Annotated in this window: 16 protein-coding genes; 13 read left to right on the forward strand and 3 right to left on the reverse strand. The window is 55.8% G+C overall.

Annotated features, from left to right (window positions below; translation table 11 throughout):
* Nucleotides 1–93: 93 nt before the first annotated feature.
* The 13 genes from OUO13_RS06140 to ybaK all read left to right on the forward strand — a co-directional run bounded on the left by OUO13_RS06140 (nucleotide 94) and on the right by ybaK (nucleotide 13,398).
* Nucleotides 94–4,302: a sensor domain-containing protein gene (locus tag OUO13_RS06140; RefSeq protein ID WP_283172980.1), complete on the forward strand. Its 4,209-nt coding sequence runs from the start codon at nucleotides 94–96 to the stop codon at nucleotides 4,300–4,302.
* An 80-nt stretch (nucleotides 4,303–4,382) separates the two neighbouring features.
* A complete protein-coding gene (gene glyA, locus OUO13_RS06145) occupies nucleotides 4,383–5,645 on the forward strand; it encodes a serine hydroxymethyltransferase (RefSeq protein ID WP_283172981.1) in 1,263 nt (420 codons plus the stop codon).
* A 311-nt stretch (nucleotides 5,646–5,956) separates the two neighbouring features.
* Nucleotides 5,957–6,310, forward strand: coding sequence for a hypothetical protein (locus OUO13_RS06150; protein WP_283172982.1), 354 nt, complete (start codon nucleotides 5,957–5,959; stop codon nucleotides 6,308–6,310).
* A 157-nt stretch (nucleotides 6,311–6,467) separates the two neighbouring features.
* Nucleotides 6,468–6,953: a transcriptional regulator NrdR gene (nrdR, locus tag OUO13_RS06155; RefSeq protein WP_283172983.1), complete on the forward strand. Its 486-nt coding sequence runs from the start codon at nucleotides 6,468–6,470 to the stop codon at nucleotides 6,951–6,953.
* On the forward strand, nucleotides 6,943–8,067 hold the full coding sequence (gene ribD / locus OUO13_RS06160; RefSeq protein WP_283172984.1) for a bifunctional diaminohydroxyphosphoribosylaminopyrimidine deaminase/5-amino-6-(5-phosphoribosylamino)uracil reductase RibD: 1,125 nt from the start codon (nucleotides 6,943–6,945) through the stop codon (nucleotides 8,065–8,067). The genes nrdR and ribD overlap by 11 nt, the downstream gene beginning before the upstream one ends.
* On the forward strand, nucleotides 8,067–8,732 hold the full coding sequence (locus OUO13_RS06165; protein WP_283172985.1) for a riboflavin synthase: 666 nt from the start codon (nucleotides 8,067–8,069) through the stop codon (nucleotides 8,730–8,732). The genes ribD and OUO13_RS06165 overlap by 1 nt, the downstream gene beginning before the upstream one ends.
* 37 nt (nucleotides 8,733–8,769) lie before the next feature.
* Entirely contained in the window at nucleotides 8,770–9,885 is a 1,116-nt protein-coding gene (ribB, locus tag OUO13_RS06170; protein ID WP_283172986.1) for a 3,4-dihydroxy-2-butanone-4-phosphate synthase, read from the forward strand.
* Nucleotides 9,886–9,913: 28 nt separating this feature from the next.
* A complete protein-coding gene (gene ribH / locus OUO13_RS06175; protein WP_283172987.1) occupies nucleotides 9,914–10,390 on the forward strand; it encodes a 6,7-dimethyl-8-ribityllumazine synthase in 477 nt (158 codons plus the stop codon).
* Between the two features lie 5 nt (nucleotides 10,391–10,395).
* Nucleotides 10,396–10,893 (forward strand): transcription antitermination factor NusB, encoded by a 498-nt coding sequence (gene nusB / locus OUO13_RS06180; protein WP_283172988.1) that lies wholly within the window; start codon nucleotides 10,396–10,398, stop codon nucleotides 10,891–10,893.
* On the forward strand, nucleotides 10,890–11,885 hold the full coding sequence (thiL, locus tag OUO13_RS06185; RefSeq protein ID WP_283172989.1) for a thiamine-phosphate kinase: 996 nt from the start codon (nucleotides 10,890–10,892) through the stop codon (nucleotides 11,883–11,885). Before nusB ends, thiL begins: the two co-directional genes overlap by 4 nt.
* A gap of 73 nt (nucleotides 11,886–11,958) precedes the next feature.
* Nucleotides 11,959–12,669 carry an SIMPL domain-containing protein gene (locus OUO13_RS06190; protein ID WP_283172990.1) on the forward strand — a complete coding sequence of 237 codons (711 nt, stop codon included), beginning with the start codon at nucleotides 11,959–11,961 and terminating at the stop codon, nucleotides 12,667–12,669.
* Nucleotides 12,656–12,922: a DUF1653 domain-containing protein gene (locus OUO13_RS06195; protein WP_283172991.1), complete on the forward strand. Its 267-nt coding sequence runs from the start codon at nucleotides 12,656–12,658 to the stop codon at nucleotides 12,920–12,922. The genes OUO13_RS06190 and OUO13_RS06195 overlap by 14 nt, the downstream gene beginning before the upstream one ends.
* Before the next feature lie 2 nt (nucleotides 12,923–12,924).
* Nucleotides 12,925–13,398, forward strand: coding sequence for a Cys-tRNA(Pro) deacylase (ybaK, locus tag OUO13_RS06200; protein WP_283172992.1), 474 nt, complete (start codon nucleotides 12,925–12,927; stop codon nucleotides 13,396–13,398).
* Between the two features lie 73 nt (nucleotides 13,399–13,471).
* Here ybaK and OUO13_RS06205 read toward each other — a convergent pair whose 3' ends face one another.
* The 3 genes from OUO13_RS06205 to OUO13_RS06215 form a co-directional block, all read right to left on the reverse strand.
* Nucleotides 13,472–14,032 (reverse strand): BLUF domain-containing protein, encoded by a 561-nt coding sequence (locus OUO13_RS06205; protein ID WP_283172993.1) that lies wholly within the window; start codon nucleotides 14,030–14,032, stop codon nucleotides 13,472–13,474.
* 442 nt (nucleotides 14,033–14,474) lie between these two features.
* Nucleotides 14,475–17,186 (reverse strand): pilus assembly protein, encoded by a 2,712-nt coding sequence (locus tag OUO13_RS06210; protein ID WP_283172994.1) that lies wholly within the window; start codon nucleotides 17,184–17,186, stop codon nucleotides 14,475–14,477.
* Nucleotides 17,187–17,210: 24 nt separating this feature from the next.
* Nucleotides 17,211–17,810, reverse strand: a complete 600-nt coding sequence (locus OUO13_RS06215) for a pilus assembly PilX family protein (protein WP_283172995.1) — start codon at nucleotides 17,808–17,810, stop codon at nucleotides 17,211–17,213.
* Nucleotides 17,811–17,813: the final 3 nt, after the last annotated feature.

The raw sequence follows: 17,813 nt of genomic DNA on the forward strand, positions 1-17,813 counted from the left end.
GTGGAACCCCTAACTTACAATGGTCGGCCAAACTACTGAAAACCGCGCAGGAAGGCAATCTGCTGACGCCCGGCAGATACATGGACACCAATAATGACAGAGCATTCAGTGTCATCCAGCAATACAGATCACGAACAGTATCGACAACGACCGGACCGCCAGGGCCGCTACTGGTTCTTGCCCGGCGTTCTGACCTTGCTGGCCATTATTCTTCTGAACCTGTATCTGCATATCGCCAGCGATCGTCAGCAACTTCAGGAACATGCCCAGCAACTGATCGACCGCACCGCCAGCCAGACCACAGCATACTCTTCCTCCCTCATATCCACGCATTGCCTGATTTGCAGCCACTTTGAACCAGGCCTGCGTGGACTTGCCAACGGCACACCAATGGGAGCAGAACAGGAACAGAACCTGCGTACATTTATGCCAGCCAATACAGGAATGGCAGTGATAGGTAACGAAGGTCAACTGCTCGGCAAACAAAGCCTGAGCGGCCCCGACAGCGATCTTCTCCAGATATGGCAACGCTGGCGCAGTCATCAGCAACAACCCGGCATCTGGGCCAGTCAGGACGGTATTTACCTGTATGCCAGCTGCCCGTTGCTCGGCAGCAGCGAACAACCACAGCTGCTGATCAGCCGGCTGAATATCCATGCAATGGATAGTGTTCTGGAAAATTCTCATCGCGAAGACGTGGTGATTGACATATTTGAGCGAGAATCTGGCCAACAACGACTGGAACCGGATGAAATCCTCAACATGGATGGACTGCGCCTGCTGGCTAGCCAGTCGATTCAGGAAACCCCGTGGGAAGTTCGTGCTTTCCTCATCAAGTCCTTTATGAATGGCCTGTTGCTGGAGCGTATGCTGGGACCTATGTCTCTGTTGCTGGTACTGCTGGCACTTGCCTGGATGTTATGGCGCCACCTGCAGCACCTGGATGCCAAAAACCTGGCTGTTGAAATCCAGCGCCTGCAAATTGAGGACCGCGCCAATCTGGTATTACACGCAATTGATGATGCCCTGATTTCCACCGATGCCAACGGGGTGATTGATTACGTCAACCCCAAGGCCAGTCGGCTACTGGCAGAAAACGCCGTCCGTCATTATCAGGGCAACACCCTTGCCGATATCTGGCCCAATGACCATGCCCTCTGGACGTATGGACTCGACGCCCGGGAGCTTGAATCGCTACATCACCATGGCCGTACCCTGCGGGTTCGTATCGATGGTCAGGAACGTATCCTCGAACAGAACTACCATCCGCTGTATCGTCAGGAACAGCTATCCGGGATTGTCTGGTTACTACGCGACATCACCACTCAGGTACAGGCCCGGCTGGAGCTGGACCAGGAACGCAAACGTTACATGGAGCTGTTCGAGGAAGCCGGTGTTGCCCACTGGGTGTTGGATATATCCAACTTCCGCAGCACCCTGGCCAGTCTGATGCTGATTAACGCCAACCAGGCCGCCGTCAGCCTGGCAGGTGCTCTCAGCCGCCCACAGTTGCAACTGCAGTTCCGAGATATGTTTACCGATGATGGCCAGACACTGACCACCGTTATTCGTCGCATGAGGGTCGAAAAACAGCGTTTTGCCGAGATGGAAATGGATCTGCGCAGCTTTGATGGCAACACGCGTTCAGTATCGGCCCATCTGAGTACTGGCTTTGAAGACCAGCTGCTGGTGACCCTGATTGATATAACCGAGAAAAAACGCGTCACCGAACGAACCCGCGAGCAGGAGGCATTCTGGGCTGCCGTGATGGCCGCCATGCCGGATACGGTGTTTGTAGCCAACATTGACAAGCTGAATCAACCCGAACTGATTTATCGCAATCGCAGCGGCGCCGAAACCCTGGGGTACCCCATTGGTCAAAAAGATCATCGTCAGGACTGGTTGCTTTATGGTGAGGATGATGTGGTCGATGAATGCACTCACATCATGAATGACATTCGCCACCTGCCGCCAGGCAAAACCCTGCGCCACAGCGGTCGCTTCCGTCATCGCGACGGCAGCCTGCGGGTCATCAGTTTTGAATACACGCCGTTCCAGCGCACCACTGATGGAGAGGTGAACTGTTACATCGGTACTGCTCGTGATATTACCGAGGAGATCGAAAAACAGACCAAGGTGGTCGAGAGCGAAACCCGCTACCGTCTGCTGGCCGAAAACATGACCGACATCGTCTGGGCCACCGATAACAAATTGCGTTTCAACTTCGTCAGTTCGTCGGTGGAGCGCCTGTTGGGCTACCAGCCAGAAGAATTGCTGCGCTCTGGTGTCAGCACCATGTTTGGCCGCCGAGACATTCGGCGGCTGTATCGGGAGCTGCAACAACAGATGAAGCAAGCACTACTGGAAGGTATTGATCCCAACACCCACAAGGTACTGGTACAACGCGACATCATGGCCACCGGTAAAAACGGCGAACAATTCCTGCTGGAATTGCAAGCAAGTCTGTTGTGGAACGATGACGGCCAACTGCAAGGCTTGCTGGGTGTTTGTCGAAACGTCACCGAAGCACGCCAGATCGAACAGGAACTGGTGCTGGCCGCCGACGTGTTTGAAAACTCCAACGAAGCCATTCTGGTTACCGACCAGCAATTCAAGGTGGTTAGGGTCAACCGCGCCTTCTGCGACATCACCGGTTATGAAAGCAAGGATATTATTGGCCGCACTCCGGACATGCTGCTGGCGGCCGAAGAACTGGGGGATGGGTTCCTGACCGATATTGCCGAAACCCTGGTACTCGACAACTACTGGCAAGGTGAGCTGAGTTTCCGTTGTATCGGCGGCGACGTACGCACCGGCTGGACCGGCGTCAGCATCATTCGCGACAAGCACCACAATATCCAGAGCCTGACGATCATCATGTCCGATGTCACCGAACGCAAGGTGATTGAAGAACGAATCCACCGCCTCGCCTACTACGACCCGCTGACCGGACTCGCCAACCGCAGCCAGATGCACGAACGCCTGGCCACCACCATCATGCGAGCCCAGAAAGAAAGCGGCCAGATGGCACTGCTGTTTATCGACCTTGACCGCTTCAAGCCGATCAATGACTCCATGGGTCACCCGGCCGGAGACCAGGTACTGAAACAGGTCGCGGAACGTCTGCGCAACTGTGTCAAGGCAGGGGATCTGGTCAGCCGTATGGGTGGTGACGAGTTTACGGTGATCATGTATTTCAATCAGGGTACCACTGGTATTGCCGAAACCGCGCAGCGGGTAGCTGAACGCATTCTGAAAGAACTCAATCAGCCGTATTACCTGGGTAAAAACCAGGCATTCCTGAGTGCCAGTATCGGTATTGCCCTCTACCCGACCGACGGCCAGACAGTAATCGAACTGCTGAAAAACGCCGATATGGCCATGTACCACGCCAAAAACGCTGGCCGAAACAATCTGCAGTTCTTTAATGAACAGATGAACCGCAAAGCCGTGGAGCTAATGGAGTTGGAAAACGACCTGCATCAGGTGTTGCAGCGTCAGGAACTGCACCTGCTCTACCAGCCACTGTACGATGCCCGCAGCCTGTGCCCGGTCGGGGTTGAAACCCTGTTGCGCTGGCACCATCCACAACGCGGAGATATTCCACCGCAAGTGTTTGTGCCAATCCTCGAAGATACCGGCCTGATTGTGCCGGTCGGGCGCTGGGTGCTCGAACAGGCTTGTCTGCAAATGGCAAAATGGCTGGCCTCCGGCTTACCAATTGAAGTGACAGCGGTTAACGTATCGGCACGTCAGTTCAAGACACCCGGGTTCATTGATGAGGTCAAAAATGCCATAACCCGGGCAGGGATTGCCGCTCACCATCTGGAACTGGAACTGACCGAAACCATCCTGATCGATGATATTGACTACACTCTGCAGGTCCTGCACGAGCTGCGTTCGTTGGGCGTGCTGATTGCTATTGATGACTTCGGAACGGGTTATTCATCGCTGAACTATCTGAAGCAGTTCCCGGTCGACATGCTCAAAATTGACCGCTCGTTCATCCAGAACCTGCCAATCAATCCGGAAGACGTGCAGATTACCCGCACCATCATTGCCATGGCCCACAACCTTGGCCTTGGAGTCATTGCCGAAGGTGTCGAGAACGGCGAGCAGTTGCAGTTCCTGGTACACGCTGGTTGTGAAAAGCTGCAAGGCTTCCTGCTGTCGCGTCCGGCAACTCCGGAAGAGCTGGAGCGGCAGTCAACACTCAGCCATGTTTGCTGTCTCCCCAGCGTGAAGGTCGTTCAGGCTTGTGGTGAACAAGTCTCAAGTGCCAGAACGCTGCATTTGGGGTAGAATATTTGCCCCTTTAATTTCCGATTACCTGGTTCGCCACTGCGGCAGCCAGGAATTGCTATCCAACTGAGGACGCCCTGATGTTTAGCCGCGACATGAACATTGCCGACTTCGACCCGGTACTCTGGTCCGCCATGAAGGCGGAAGATCAGCGTCAGGAACACCACATCGAACTGATCGCTTCCGAAAACTACACCAGCCCACGCGTCATGGAAGCACAGGGCTCCCAGCTGACCAACAAGTACGCGGAAGGCTATCCAGGCAAGCGTTACTACGGTGGTTGTGAACACGTTGACGTGATTGAACAACTGGCTATCGACCGCGCCAAGCAACTGTTTGGTGCCGGTTACGCCAACGTTCAGCCGCACTCCGGTTCACAGGCGAACGCCGCTGTTTACTTCGCCCTGTGCAAACCAGGCGACACCGTACTGGGTATGAGCCTGGCACACGGTGGTCACCTGACTCACGGTGCTTCTGTTTCTTTCTCTGGCCGCGTTTACAACGCTGTTCAGTACGGTCTGAACCCTGAGACTGGCGAAATCGACTACGCCGAAGTAGAACGTCTGGCTCTGGAACACAAGCCAAAGATGATCGTTGCCGGTTTCTCTGCTTATTCTCGCGTGGTTGACTGGGCTCGTTTCCGTCAGATCGCCGACATGGTTGGTGCTTACCTGTTCGTTGACATGGCCCACGTTGCCGGTCTGATCGCTGCAGGCGTATACCCAAGCCCAATGCCTTACGCTGACGTGGTCACTACCACTACTCACAAGACCCTGCGTGGTCCACGTGGTGGTCTGATCCTGGCCAAGGAAGACGAAGAGCTGAACAAGAAGCTGAACTTCGCTGTATTCCCTGAATCCCAGGGCGGCCCACTGATGCACGTGATTGCTGCCAAAGCCGTGTGCTTCAAGGAAGCCATGTCTGAAGAATACAAGGCATACCAGGCTCAGGTCGTGAAAAACGCCCAGGCCATGGCAGCCAAGTTCATGGAGCGTGGTATCAAGATCGTTTCTGGCGGTACTGACGACCACCTGTTCCTGGTTGATCTGATCGGCAAGGAATACTCCGGTAAAGACGCTGACGCCGCTCTGGGTCGCGCTCACATCACTGTGAACAAGAACTCCGTACCAAACGACCCACGTTCTCCGTTCGTGACTTCCGGTATCCGTATCGGTAGCCCAGCGGTCACCAGCCGTGGCTTCAAGGAAGAGCAATGCTCTGCCCTGGCTGGCTGGATCTGTGACGTGTTCGAAGGTCTGGAAAACGGCACCTCCGAACAGGTTGAAGCCGAAGTTCGCGCCAAAGTGGTTGCCCTGTGCACTGAATTCCCGGTTTACCGTTAATCGGAATCCTGGTTTTCAAACCACAAAAAAGCCAGTCGTATGACTGGCTTTTTTGTGCCTGCTTGCTGGCAAAACCACCTGCCCCCCCCCCGCCAAAGGCTCATCCGCCGTCCCTTTCTCCGACCATCAATCAGAATTGTCATATCAACGGCACATCATTAACTGACAATTTTCTGATCATCAGGCCTAACCGTCATACGTTTGTAACAAATATGTAACATTATATGCCAGATCAGTGTCATCGGATGCTCACCACTGTGCTGCGTCCCTCGACACAGCCCCCCGGTTTTGTAGTTCACAAGGACACCAACATGCATAACCTTGATGCCATGAACCCTCCACGCTGGACGCCTATCTCGGAAAACCGCCTCTACGAATTGCTGGATGAAAGCTGCCAGCTCATGACCGATGAACTGCGCCACCTTTGGCAGCTGATTCACCTCCGCCACGCGGAAATCTGGCAACAGCGCCCGTGGGCCGATGAAGGCTGTGGATTCTGGGTCGTCGCAACCTTCAGCCGCTCCTGTATTTACTTCAACGATCTCAGCCAGAGTTTTGCGCTCAGCCAATTCGACCGCTGGGGCAATATCATGGAATTCGATCCGACCAGTCGCAGCCTCACTGAGTTGCTGACAAGCCTGCTCGCAGAGCCACAAACAGCCTGATTTACCGGCGGCAAAGGCCGCGGATTCATTGCCAGAAAAAGCCTCCGGCGCTAGAATTCCGCCCTTTGCCGTCCACTGTCCCTGTCCGCTTCTGACAGCCCCGACAGCACCACGGCCCAATCTGCTCTTTACCCAGGCTGAACAGAAGCAAAAACCTATGCACTGTCCGTTTTGCTCTCATCCGGAAACCCGGGTTGTTGATTCCCGCCTGGTCGCTGATGGCGCCCAGACCCGCCGCCGCCGTGAATGCATGGGCTGTAACGAGCGTTTCACCACTTTCGAAACCGCTGAACTGAGTTATCCTCCCGTCATCAAACAAAATGGTCAGCGTGAACCGTTCAATATGGGCAAGCTGCGTTCGGGCCTCGAACGTTCGCTGGAAAAACGCCCGGTCAGTCTCGACGCCTTTGACGCCGCCCTGTCGCGCATCCTGCACCGTATTCGTAACCGCTCCGCCCGTGAAATCCACACCCGTGTGATTGGTGACTATGTGATGGCTGAATTACGTCAGCTCGACGAAGTGGCCTACGTACGCTTTGCTTCGGTATACCGCAGCTTCCAGGACATCGACGAATTCCGCGCTGAACTGGATCGCCTGAGCCAGCCCTCTGCCTGCGAAGGAGACTCCAATCGTGAATCATGAAGTCTATATGGCCCGAGCCCTGCAACTGGCCGCCCGGGGAATTTACAGCACCAGCCCGAATCCACGGGTGGGTTGTGTGATTGTGAATAACGGCGAAATCGTCGGCGAAGGCTGGCATCAGAAAGCCGGAGAACCACACGCCGAAGTGCACGCCCTGCGCATGGCCGGTGAACGCGCCCGAGGGGCCACCGCCTACGTCACCCTCGAACCCTGCAGCCACTATGGCCGCACACCACCCTGTGCGCTGGGCCTCATCAACGCCGGCGTGGCACGGGTAGTTGGAGCCTGTTCCGACCCCAACCCACAAGTGGCTGGGAAAGGCTTTGCCATGCTGCGCGACGCCGGTATCGAGGTCATCGAATCCTGCATGAGCGCCCAGGCCGAAACGATCAACAGCGGTTTTATGAAACGTATGCGCACCGGCTTGCCGCTGGTGCGTATCAAACTGGCCCAGAGCCTGGACGGCCGTACCGCCATGGCCAGTGGTGAAAGCCAGTGGATTACCGGCGCCGCGGCCCGCAGCGATGTCCAGCGCCTGCGAGCCCGCAGTTGCGCCATTATCACCGGTGCCGACTCGGTATTACTGGATAATCCGTCCATGACCGTGCGCCCGGCCGAAACCGGCGTCGAGCTGGAGGCCCGCCTGTGGCGTCAGCCATTACGGGTCATCGTTGATGGTCAGTTGCGGGTTGGCAACAACGCCCGCCTGTTGCAGGCCGAAGGCGATATCCTGATTGCCAGTACCCGTCAGCCTGGCGCGCCGTTACTGCGCCCGGCCAATAGCGGAGCCCTGAACTACTGGTTAAGCCCGGAAGTGGAACAGGTGCCCCATGTCGACCTGACAGCTCTGTTGCGTCACCTCGGGAGTATCGGTATCAATGAAGTACTGGTGGAATCCGGTGCCCGTCTGGCCGGTGCCTTTATTGAACAGGGCCTGATTGATGAACTGGTGGTGTACACCGCCCCGACCATGCTCGGTTCTGACGCCCGTCCACTGGTACAACTGCCCCTGACGCGTATGGCAGAACAGCTGCGCTGGCGCTGGCAGGATGTACGAATGGTGGGGGATGACCTGCGTCTGACCCTGGTGCCTTCTTGCGGAGATAAACACTGATGTTTACCGGCATTATTGAAGCCGTTGGCCGCGTGGCCCGAATTGAAAACCGTCAGGGCGACCTGCGCCTGCTGATCGAAACCGGCGAGCTGGATCTCGGCGATGTACGTCTGGGCGACAGTATTGCCACCAACGGCGTGTGCCTGACCGTGGTAGAGCTGCCCGGTAACGGCTTTGTCGCCGATGTCTCGCGTGAGTCACTGGCCCACACCCGTATTGGTGAATGGAAAAGTGGCAGTGCGGTTAACCTCGAAAAAGCCCTGCAGCCAACCAGCCGTCTGGGTGGCCATCTGGTCAGCGGCCATGTCGATGGTGTGGGTGTTATTCGCTCCCGTGAAGCCGATGCCCGCTCGATTCGTCTGACCGTGGAAGCACCGGCCGAACTGCGCCGTTACATCGCCGCCAAGGGCTCCATTACCGTTGATGGTGTCAGCCTCACCGCCAATGCCCTCACCAGTAATGGCTTTACCCTGAATCTGGTGCCTCACACGGCGGCCAGAACAACGCTGATTTCTGCCGCCGCAGGTCAGCAGGTTCATCTGGAAGTTGATATGATTGCACGGTATCTGGAGCAGCTGCTCAAAGGCACCAGCCCGGCTACTGCCGAACCGCAGTCACGCCTGACGGAAGGTTTTCTGGCCCAGCACGGGTTCTGGAAACCGTAAGAACGGAACATTGAGCCACCCTCAAGAAGAGATCGATATGGCCCTGAACAGCATTGCAGAAATCATTGCCGACATTCGTGAAGGCAAGATGGTCATCCTGATGGACGACGAAGACCGCGAAAACGAAGGCGACATCATCATTGCCGCTGAGAAGGTCACTCCCGCCATGATCAACTTCATGGCCACCGAAGCGCGTGGTCTGATCTGTCTGACCCTGACCGGCGAGCGTTGTGATTACCTCGGTCTGCCAGCCATGGTGACCGGCAACGGTGCCAAGTTCTCGACGCCGTTCACCGTGTCGATTGAAGCTGCCGAAGGTGTGACCACCGGTATTTCCGCTGCCGACCGTGCTCGCACCATTCTGGCCGCCGTCAACCCGATGGGCAAACCGCACGACATCGTTCAGCCGGGCCACATCTTCCCGCTGCGCGCACGTCCGGGCGGTGTTCTGAGCCGTGCCGGCCACACTGAAGCCGGTTGTGATCTGGCCCGTCTGGCCGGTCTGATTCCGGCGGCTGCCATTGTTGAAGTGATGAACCCGGACGGCACCATGGCGCGTCGCCCGGAACTGGAAATATTCGCGGCCAAACACGGCATCAAGATCGGCACCATCGCCGACCTGATTCACTACCGTATGGCCAACGAAAAAACCATCGAGCTGCTGGGCACCGATCAGGTCAATACCTGTTTTGGCGAATTCACCCTGCACTCGTTCCGTGACACCATCAACTTTGAAACCCACCTGGCGCTGACCATGGGTGAGATCCAGCCGGATGATCCATGCCTGGTACGGGTGCAGACCAACAACCTGCTGCGCGATGTACTGGGTATGCACCCGCAAAGCGGTGGCAGCTGGTCATCAGCCGCCGCCCTGCAGCGTATTGCCGAAGAAGGCAAAGGTGCACTGGTACTGCTGTCTGCCGGTCAGGCGGAAGAAGTTGAACTGAGCCTGAATGACTTTTTCGGCCGTGCCCGTCCGGTACGTAGCCCGAACAAGGACAGCTCCGGAGCCTTCCTGACCATTGGTACCGGCTCCCAGATACTGCGAGACCTCGGCATCAAGAAAATGCGCTTGCTGAGCTCCGAAATGAAATACAGCGGCATTTCCGGCTTTGACCTGGAAATTGTCGAATACCTGCCGTACGGCGTATGAACTGAACCTGTTGCTTACTGGAAACATTATGAAAAACATCGAAGTGATTGAAGGAAAACTGACCCCTAACGACGGTCGTTACGCCATTGTGGTTGGCCGCTGGAACGCCTTTGTGGTGGAAAGCCTGCTGGAAGGTGCTGTCGACAGCCTGAAACGTCACGGCGTGGAAGAAGGCAATATCACCATCATCCGTGCTCCTGGCGCGTTTGAAATTCCACTGGTTGTGAAAAAAGTCGCGGCTCTGGGCCAGTTCGACGCCATCATCGCGCTGGGTGCGGTGATTCGTGGTGGCACTCCACACTTTGAATACGTAGCCGGTGAATGCACCAAAGGCTTGTCTTCTGTATCTCTGGAATTCGGAATTCCGGTTTCTTTCGGTGTGCTGACCGTGGACAGCATTGAACAGGCGATTGAACGCGCCGGTACCAAGGCAGGTAACAAGGGTGAGGAAGCAGCAATGTCTGCTTTTGAAATGGTATCCCTGCTGTCTGCCCTGGAGGCCTGATTCGCATGTCCCGTGTATCCGGAAACAACCGTCCTAGCGCCGCTTCCCGTCGCAAAGCCCGTCACTTCGCTGTACAGGCTCTGTACCAGTGGCATATGGCAGGTGCCAACCTGACCCAGATCGAAGCCGAATTTCGTGCCGACAACGATATGAGCCAGGTTGACGTGGAATACTTCCACGACATCCTGCACGGTGTGCCGAAAATCGTGGAACAGCTGGATGCCAAAATTGCTCCTCTGCTGGACCGCCGTGTTGACGAAATCACCCCGGTTGAACTGGCCATTCTGCACCTCGGCACCTACGAGATGCTGCACCGTATCGACGTACCGTACAAAGTCGTGATCAACGAATCCGTTGAACTGGCCAAGGTATTCGGTGCCACCGACGGTCACAAGTTCATCAACGGCGTACTCGACAAGCTGGCCCAGCGTGAACGTGCGGTCGAAATCCGTGGCGCGCGTAGCAAGGCTCAGCAGTCTGGCAACGGAGATGCGGGCGCATGAGCCCTGCGGGTAACCCCGGTGAGGGCGAATTCGGCCTGATCCGTCGCCACTTCGCCAGCGGTTACCCACGTTCGCGTGATACCTGGCTCGGTATCGGAGACGATGCAGCGGTGATTATTCCCCCCGCTGGTATGACTCTGGTGCAGAGCCTGGATACCCAGGTGGCCGATGTTCACTTTCCAGCCTCGGCTCCGGCCTGGCTGATCGCCCAACGCGCCCTGCGTTGTGCCGCCAGTGATCTCGCCGCCATGGGGGCTTCTCCCCAGGGCTTTTATCTCGGCCTTACCCTGCCCCACAACCAGCCTGAATGGATGTCCGGTTTTGCCTCCGGCTTGCGTGCCGCTGCCCACGAATGTGGCCTGGCCTTACTCGGTGGCGACACCACTCGCGGCCCGGTCTGTGTGATCAGTGTGATGGTGCAAGGCTGGTTGCCACTCGACAGCAGCACCAATGAACCTGGCGTTCAGGGGCTGTTCCGCCATACTGCCAACGCCAGTGATGATATCTGGGTCAGCGGTTGTATCGGCATGGGCGCATTGGCTTTGCCAATCGTGCTGAACGACCCGGCCTGTAGTGAAGGGCTGGCGGGTCACTATTATTTCCCGCAGCCACGGCTGGCGCTTGGGGTTGGCCTGCGGGGTATTGCCAGCGCAGCCATGGATATTTCCGACGGTCTGTTGCAGGACGCTGGCCATATCGCCCGTGCGTCCGCACTGGATCTGACCATTCATACCGAACAGGTACCAACCGCATCGACTGACCTTGGCAGTTCTGCCTGGCAAACCTGTCTGACCGGTGGTGACGACTACGAACTGCTGTTCTGCGCGCCCGATTCGCAGCGCGAGGCCATTGCCGCCATCGCCCGTGATTGTATGGTTACCTGCACCCGCATTGGCGTCTGCAGCAAGCCCGCCGCCGCCGAACCACGGGTTCTGGCACAACTGAACGGTCAGCCGCTGGATCTGTCTAAACAAGGCTATCAACACTTCTGACCCGTGATCACAGTGCCGGAAACAGGATGCAAACCCGGTCAGAATACCTTCGTCAGGATTACCAAGGAGCCGCATGATGCGCCCGACACTACTCGCCAGTCTGTTATTACCCGCCTTGCTGGTTATCAACCAACCTGCCAGCGCTGAATCCCAACCCCGTTACGTGCAGGTCAGTGGCAATGCCGAAGTCAAAGCCAAAGCCGATTATCTGCGCCTGTACCTGACGATCACCGCCACTCGCAAAACCCAGCAGGACAGCCGTGGCGTTGTCGACACCGCGGTGAATCGTTTGCTGGCCGTCTGTGACGATCTTGGTATCGACCGCAAGGACATTGATGCAAGCCAGATTCGTAATTACCCGCAATACGAATGGACCGACAAGGGCCGCCGTTATCTGGGTGAGCGCATTGATCGCCCACTGGTCATCACCCTGCGTAATACCGAGCGCCATACCGATCTGGTGCAGGAAGTTCTGCACATCGAAGAGGCATCTCTCGACAATACCGAATCCGGTTTTGATGACCCGTCTGCTCTGCGTGATCAGGCCCTGGAACAGGCCCTGGTCGCCGCACGCGACAAGGCCAGCCTGATGGCACGCACGCTGGATGCCCGTCTTGGCAAGGTCGTATTTATCAACGAATCCGGCAGCGCTATGCCAAGTCCGGTATATGAAATGCGCGCGATGGCCGCGCCAATGGCCAAAATGGATGCCGCACCAGCGCCCATGCTGGTTCCAGAGCAAGCCATCAGTGCCAGTGTGGAGGTACGTTTTGAGCTTGAATAATCCACCGGCAGAGTTGCTGCCGGGTCGTTATCGTCATTACAAAGGGCCTGAATACGAGGTATTCGGGCTGGTTCGTCACAGCGAAACCGAAGAGTGGCTGGTGCATTACCGCACGCTTTACGGTGATTTCAGTCATTGGGTGCGACCACTGACCATGTTTGTTGAAACCGTCGAGCTGAACGGTGTGACCACGCCTCGTTTTGCCCGAATTGGTGATATGGACAGCCAGACAGATACCCCGGCAGGAGCATAAGCATGACCCCGGCGATTAATCTCTGCAAAAAAGCGGGCATTGTGTTTGAGGTCAAGGAATACCACCACGACCCAGCCAGCGAATCCTACGGCGAAGAAGCCGCCCAGGCACTGGGACTGGATACCAATCAGGTGTTCAAAACCTTGCTGGTGGAACTGACCGGCCATAAAAGCAATCTGGCGGTTGCGGTGTTGCCGGTAAGCCATATGCTCAGCCTGAAAGCCATTGCCAAGGCACTGGGAGCCAAAAAAGCCGATATGGCCGATCCCAAACTGGCAGAACGCACTACGGGTTATATCGTGGGTGGGATTTCGCCACTGGGCCAGAAAAAGGCTCTGCCAACCGTCATCGACAGCAGTGCCGAAACACTCGAACGTATGCATGTCAGTGGAGGACGCCGTGGACTGGAAATTGCCTTGCCACCAGCAGAACTTGCACGTCTGACCCGGGGTCATTTCGCAGACATCAAGGCCTGAAACCGGGCCCTGAAAACAGAAACGGGGTCAGCAAGTGACCCCGTCATCAGTACAAACACCAAAGCGCCGGACATCAGGCGCTTTTACGTAATCCCAGGGCATCAGCAATACGATCCCAGAGGCCGGCTTTTTTGGCATCCATCGCGGCTGCTGCGAGGTCAGCCTTGAATGAACGGTTGGCCGGATTGCCCACAGCATCAGCCGAAATCGGCAACTGAAAGTGCTGAAAGTACAACACCAGCTCATCGATCAGGGGTTCGGCAAAATCGTAAGGTCGAAACTCTTCGATACCTTTTAATTCCAGAAACGAGCGAACATCGTTATCCGATGGTATGTACTTCATGGACCAGTCGCCAAACAGGCGACGATTAACCGTCTGCAAGCGCAGGATACGCGGCTCACGGTGACGCACGTCACTGCGAATACGCTCATAGGCCTGCTCGACCTTGCTGCGATCTCCTTCCAGACACTGGAAGAAAAAGCCGTTGCCGTAGTACAGAATACCGCCAATACTATCGCGATCGTTGTTGCGACGGGACTGGGCCAAAATGTTGCCAACAACCGGGTCTATGCTACCTGCGCGAGCAGGGCTGTTGGACTGGCTGGCATACACGAGACGAATCAATTGGCTCATAAAAATCCTCCCTAACAGTTCCCTAATCACGTACCGACTACGTGCAAACTGACGCTATAACCTTAAACCAGATGCATCCATTCAGGACAATCAATCTGTTCTATCACGGATAATAGACAGATCCAATCGGTCTCCGTTCATAGCTGCAATAGGGTTGCTTGCCCACGGCACAATCATCTATCAAGGTTATTATGCACCCAGCTACCAATAGTGGCACGGCACTGTCTCCCACCGAAAAATCATACTGGTACACAGGATGACTCAGAAAAACGGTAAATTGTCATAATTCCGACGAAAAGCTCGAAATCATAGATAGACACCAAGCTAACCAGCAACCACTCATTCAGCGTGGTCGCCATTGGCGTGTCGGCTCGCCCAAAAGCACACAGCCGGACAGAGGAAGCCACTGTCCGGCTGTGGTCAGAACAAAGCTGAACGCCGATTATTCATTGCGCAGCTCGCGCCAGCCAGAACGGCCGCCCGGACCGGAAGTAAAGGTAAAAGGATCATCCAGTCCCTGGGTTGAGGTTGTACCCGAGCTGTTCTGTTCACTGTTACCTTCCAGCACCACACTGCCATTCAGTACCGTAATGGATGGTGTGTAGGCCGATCCGGTGCCAATCAGCACGTTATCCGTCGCCGACTCGGTGAAATACAGGGTGTTATCCGGGAAATACCCATCCGCCAGCTGATAGAGGTAATACCAGGCTTCACAACTGTCATCGGTTTCCACCTTCACCGGCAGGAACACCACACCGGCTGCAATACTGACCTTGTCGGTAATGGTGGCACCGGACGACGGCAGCTTTTGCACATGTTCGGTGTTCGGGGTGAATACCGTTTCGGCGGTGTAGGTCTTGCCGGTCTCATTCCAATAACCGGAACCACCGGTATAACTGGTCCAGTTCTGGAACCAGGCGGCATCGTCTTCCGGGTAACGGAACGTCTTCAGACGGCTGCTGCTCTGGGCAGTGACATAACCCACACCGTTGCGCGTGGCGTGTTCGAGGAACAACACCTCGTCGGTAACCCCGGTCGACGTGCCGATATTCCCCAGCGCCGTCAGTTTGAAGCTGCTCACCATACTGTTACTGCTGACCAGTGAACCGTAGTAGATATCACCGGCGCTATCCCCCACAAACAGGGTCAGATCCAGCTGACTGGAACTGCCACTGACGCTGTATTCACCCAGCCCCATCGGAGTAGCGGTCAGGCGGGCATCGGTATCCAGATATTTGCTGACGTCAAAACGTTTCTCGGTATAACTGCTGTCCAGCGTTCGGGCCACCACCTCATCGGAAGCCCCGACATACACCGCCCAGTTTTTAGTGCCTGCGGAGAACACCAGTGGTTTGTGCGGGTTGCTGCCTGCCGTTTCATCCAACCACAACTGATCAACCAGATTACCGTCCTCATCTACTTGCAAGGCGTAATGCAGCGCCCCGCCGTTGGCAGAGCCAACGATATAGCCCTCTGTGCTGGTGTCGTCAGCAGTCAGAATAGCGATCTGCCCTTCCATTGGGTGAGTTGTGTAGAAACTGGAGTAGTTCTGCAAACCGGCAACCAGCGGCCGCGGCATATACCCCCAACGCAGGGCGCCACTTTCAGCATCCACGGCATAGAGGAAACCGTCGTCGGTCTGGAACAGTACAATATCGCCCATGATCACCGGACGACTGGTGTACGGACGCCCTATCAGGCCATCCGGATCGCGATACCCCAGATAGGCTTCGCTGTTGTAGGCAGGGTCCAGGGTATATGCCTTGATAGTGGCAACACTCAAAGCACTTCCCGATGCCAGCGAAAAAGCCGAATCATCCAGTGCGCTGAACAGCAACAGGTTGCCACTGCTGTCGGTTGACCAGAGTTTGGCCGTGCGATCTGCAACCGTCATTTCATCATCGGCATCCCAGCTCGCCATGGACGACGTAGTGCCATCTGACTGGTAAGCAAACGCTTTCAGATGGCCACTGATATAGGAATAACTGCCATCGGATTGTTCGTAATAGTCGGTCTGATACGGGATATACACCAGATCACCAGTCGACGCAGATGAAGGCGTTGCCGAGGCGGCCAGACTGTACTCGCCTTCCTGGTAACTGCTGGTGCTGGAATACAGGCTGGCAAACGCGCCAGTATCCTTGTAGATAAAATAGGCCGGTTCGTTATAAACACTGACGTTTTCGGCGACCGCTTCACCAATAAAGGTACTGCCGGAGTTGGTGTTAAAAATCAGATCGCCATCAGCCACATAAATACTGGCCGCTACCTGAATAGAACCCTGGGAATAGGGCAACTTCAGATCATTTTTGTAGACCCAGATTTGTAGACGCTCCGGGTACTCACTATCAGCACTGGTAATGGTGCTGCCGCAATTCTGGATGTTGATACAGCTGCTGTTGCCATTCTGAAAGGTAGTTTCCGGTGAGTTGTACAGATACAACTTGACCGTGCCGCTACCATCACCAAGGGCATTACCACTGCTGTCGGTGGTATTCACCTTGATATAAAACGTGCCGGAACTGATCAGCTGGGTAATGTAATAAGTGCCCGGTTCCAGAATAAGGGTAGAGCTGTTTTTCAGCGTGATGCTGTTAATCCGGTATGGCGAGCCACTGGAGGAATACTTGAAGTAGAGCGGGTAGTTGCTGACTTCCGACGTGATTTCATCAAACTGATTGGCGCTGGCGTTGTTAAACAGCACATACGGCTGAGTGGTACTGTTAATCGATGGCAGGGTGATACCAGCACTGCCGCTATAGCAGTTACTGCTGTTGCCGTTCTTGCACCAGCTGGTACCGCTTGGCTGGTACGCGGTTGTACCAATCTTGATATAAGCCGAGTTCTGAATGGTCACATCCACCGAACTGGTCGACGCCAGAAACGTTGGCAAACTCAGGGTATCCACCCCTTCACCACTGGTGGTAACGCCACAGTCACTTTTCGAGGCATGAACATAGGTGCTGGAGTTAATCGAACTGCTGCCACTGATGGTCATCTTGCAGTAGTCGGCACTGGAGCTGCCAAGGTCGATTTCACCACCACTGAAGGTCGCAAACACCCCAGGAGTCAACGAGGAACCACACCCTGCGGCTACCAGCCCGGCCAGAGTCAGCCACAACAGAACAACCCAACCCGACGAACGAGTTTTCATAATCATCTCCTTGTGTTGCCACACTCAGTTGAGGATGGTCCAGGTCTCCTGCAACCGCACCCGGGTATTGGGCTGGCTGCCGTAACCCACGGCGGTAATGGTGAAACGGATGGTCTGAACACTGTCATTGCTATTACCGACGCTGTCGGAATAACCATCAGCACTGGTAGCGGAATAACAGGCACTATCGGGATCGGTTTCGGTATCCAGACCGATCATGTAACGCGGGTTGGCTTCAGCCTCGAAGTCGCCGAACAGATTGACACTGCTGATATCCACTTCCAGCGAGTCGGAACTGTCCCAACTGGCCGTGCCCTCCGACCACATGGAAACACTGGTACAGTCGGAACCACTGGCTGACAGAGAACGATAAAGGCCGGTTTCGGAACCAAACACACTGGCATACTGGCCAGCGTCCACCAACTCGGAAATGTGTTCCTCTGCCTGGTGAATCGCATATTGAGCCGCCTGAAACGCCCGGCTACGGTCTTGCACGTTACTGGCCATACGGGTTTCCAGCGTGCTGTTACGCAAACTGTTGGTACCCAGCATGGCCAGAATCAGCATCAGAATGAGGGCAAATACCATCGCCATGCCCCGCTGGCGGTTATTACCTGTAAGCATTGT

The organism is Parathalassolituus penaei (assembly GCF_026626885.1).
Taxonomy (GTDB): Bacteria; Pseudomonadota; Gammaproteobacteria; order Pseudomonadales; family Oceanobacteraceae; genus Oceanobacter; species Oceanobacter penaei.

Excerpts from the sequence above, each read along its gene's own strand:
- ybaK (WP_283172992.1), top strand. The coding sequence starts at position 12,925 with ATGACCCCGGCGATTAATCTCTGCAAAAAAGCGGGCATTGTGTTTGAG.
- OUO13_RS06210 (WP_283172994.1), bottom strand. The coding sequence starts at position 17,186 with ATGAAAACTCGTTCGTCGGGTTGGGTTGTTCTGTTGTGGCTGACTCTG.
- thiL (WP_283172989.1), top strand. The coding sequence starts at position 10,890 with ATGAGCCCTGCGGGTAACCCCGGTGAGGGCGAATTCGGCCTGATCCGT.
- nrdR (WP_283172983.1), top strand. The coding sequence starts at position 6,468 with ATGCACTGTCCGTTTTGCTCTCATCCGGAAACCCGGGTTGTTGATTCC.
- glyA (WP_283172981.1), top strand. The coding sequence starts at position 4,383 with ATGTTTAGCCGCGACATGAACATTGCCGACTTCGACCCGGTACTCTGG.
- nusB (WP_283172988.1), top strand. The coding sequence starts at position 10,396 with ATGTCCCGTGTATCCGGAAACAACCGTCCTAGCGCCGCTTCCCGTCGC.
- OUO13_RS06150 (WP_283172982.1), top strand. The coding sequence starts at position 5,957 with ATGCATAACCTTGATGCCATGAACCCTCCACGCTGGACGCCTATCTCG.
- ribB (WP_283172986.1), top strand. The coding sequence starts at position 8,770 with ATGGCCCTGAACAGCATTGCAGAAATCATTGCCGACATTCGTGAAGGC.
- OUO13_RS06165 (WP_283172985.1), top strand. The coding sequence starts at position 8,067 with ATGTTTACCGGCATTATTGAAGCCGTTGGCCGCGTGGCCCGAATTGAA.
- OUO13_RS06140 (WP_283172980.1), top strand. The coding sequence starts at position 94 with ATGACAGAGCATTCAGTGTCATCCAGCAATACAGATCACGAACAGTAT.
- OUO13_RS06205 (WP_283172993.1), bottom strand. The coding sequence starts at position 14,032 with ATGAGCCAATTGATTCGTCTCGTGTATGCCAGCCAGTCCAACAGCCCT.
- OUO13_RS06190 (WP_283172990.1), top strand. The coding sequence starts at position 11,959 with ATGATGCGCCCGACACTACTCGCCAGTCTGTTATTACCCGCCTTGCTG.
- ribH (WP_283172987.1), top strand. The coding sequence starts at position 9,914 with ATGAAAAACATCGAAGTGATTGAAGGAAAACTGACCCCTAACGACGGT.
- OUO13_RS06215 (WP_283172995.1), bottom strand. The coding sequence starts at position 17,810 with ATGCTTACAGGTAATAACCGCCAGCGGGGCATGGCGATGGTATTTGCC.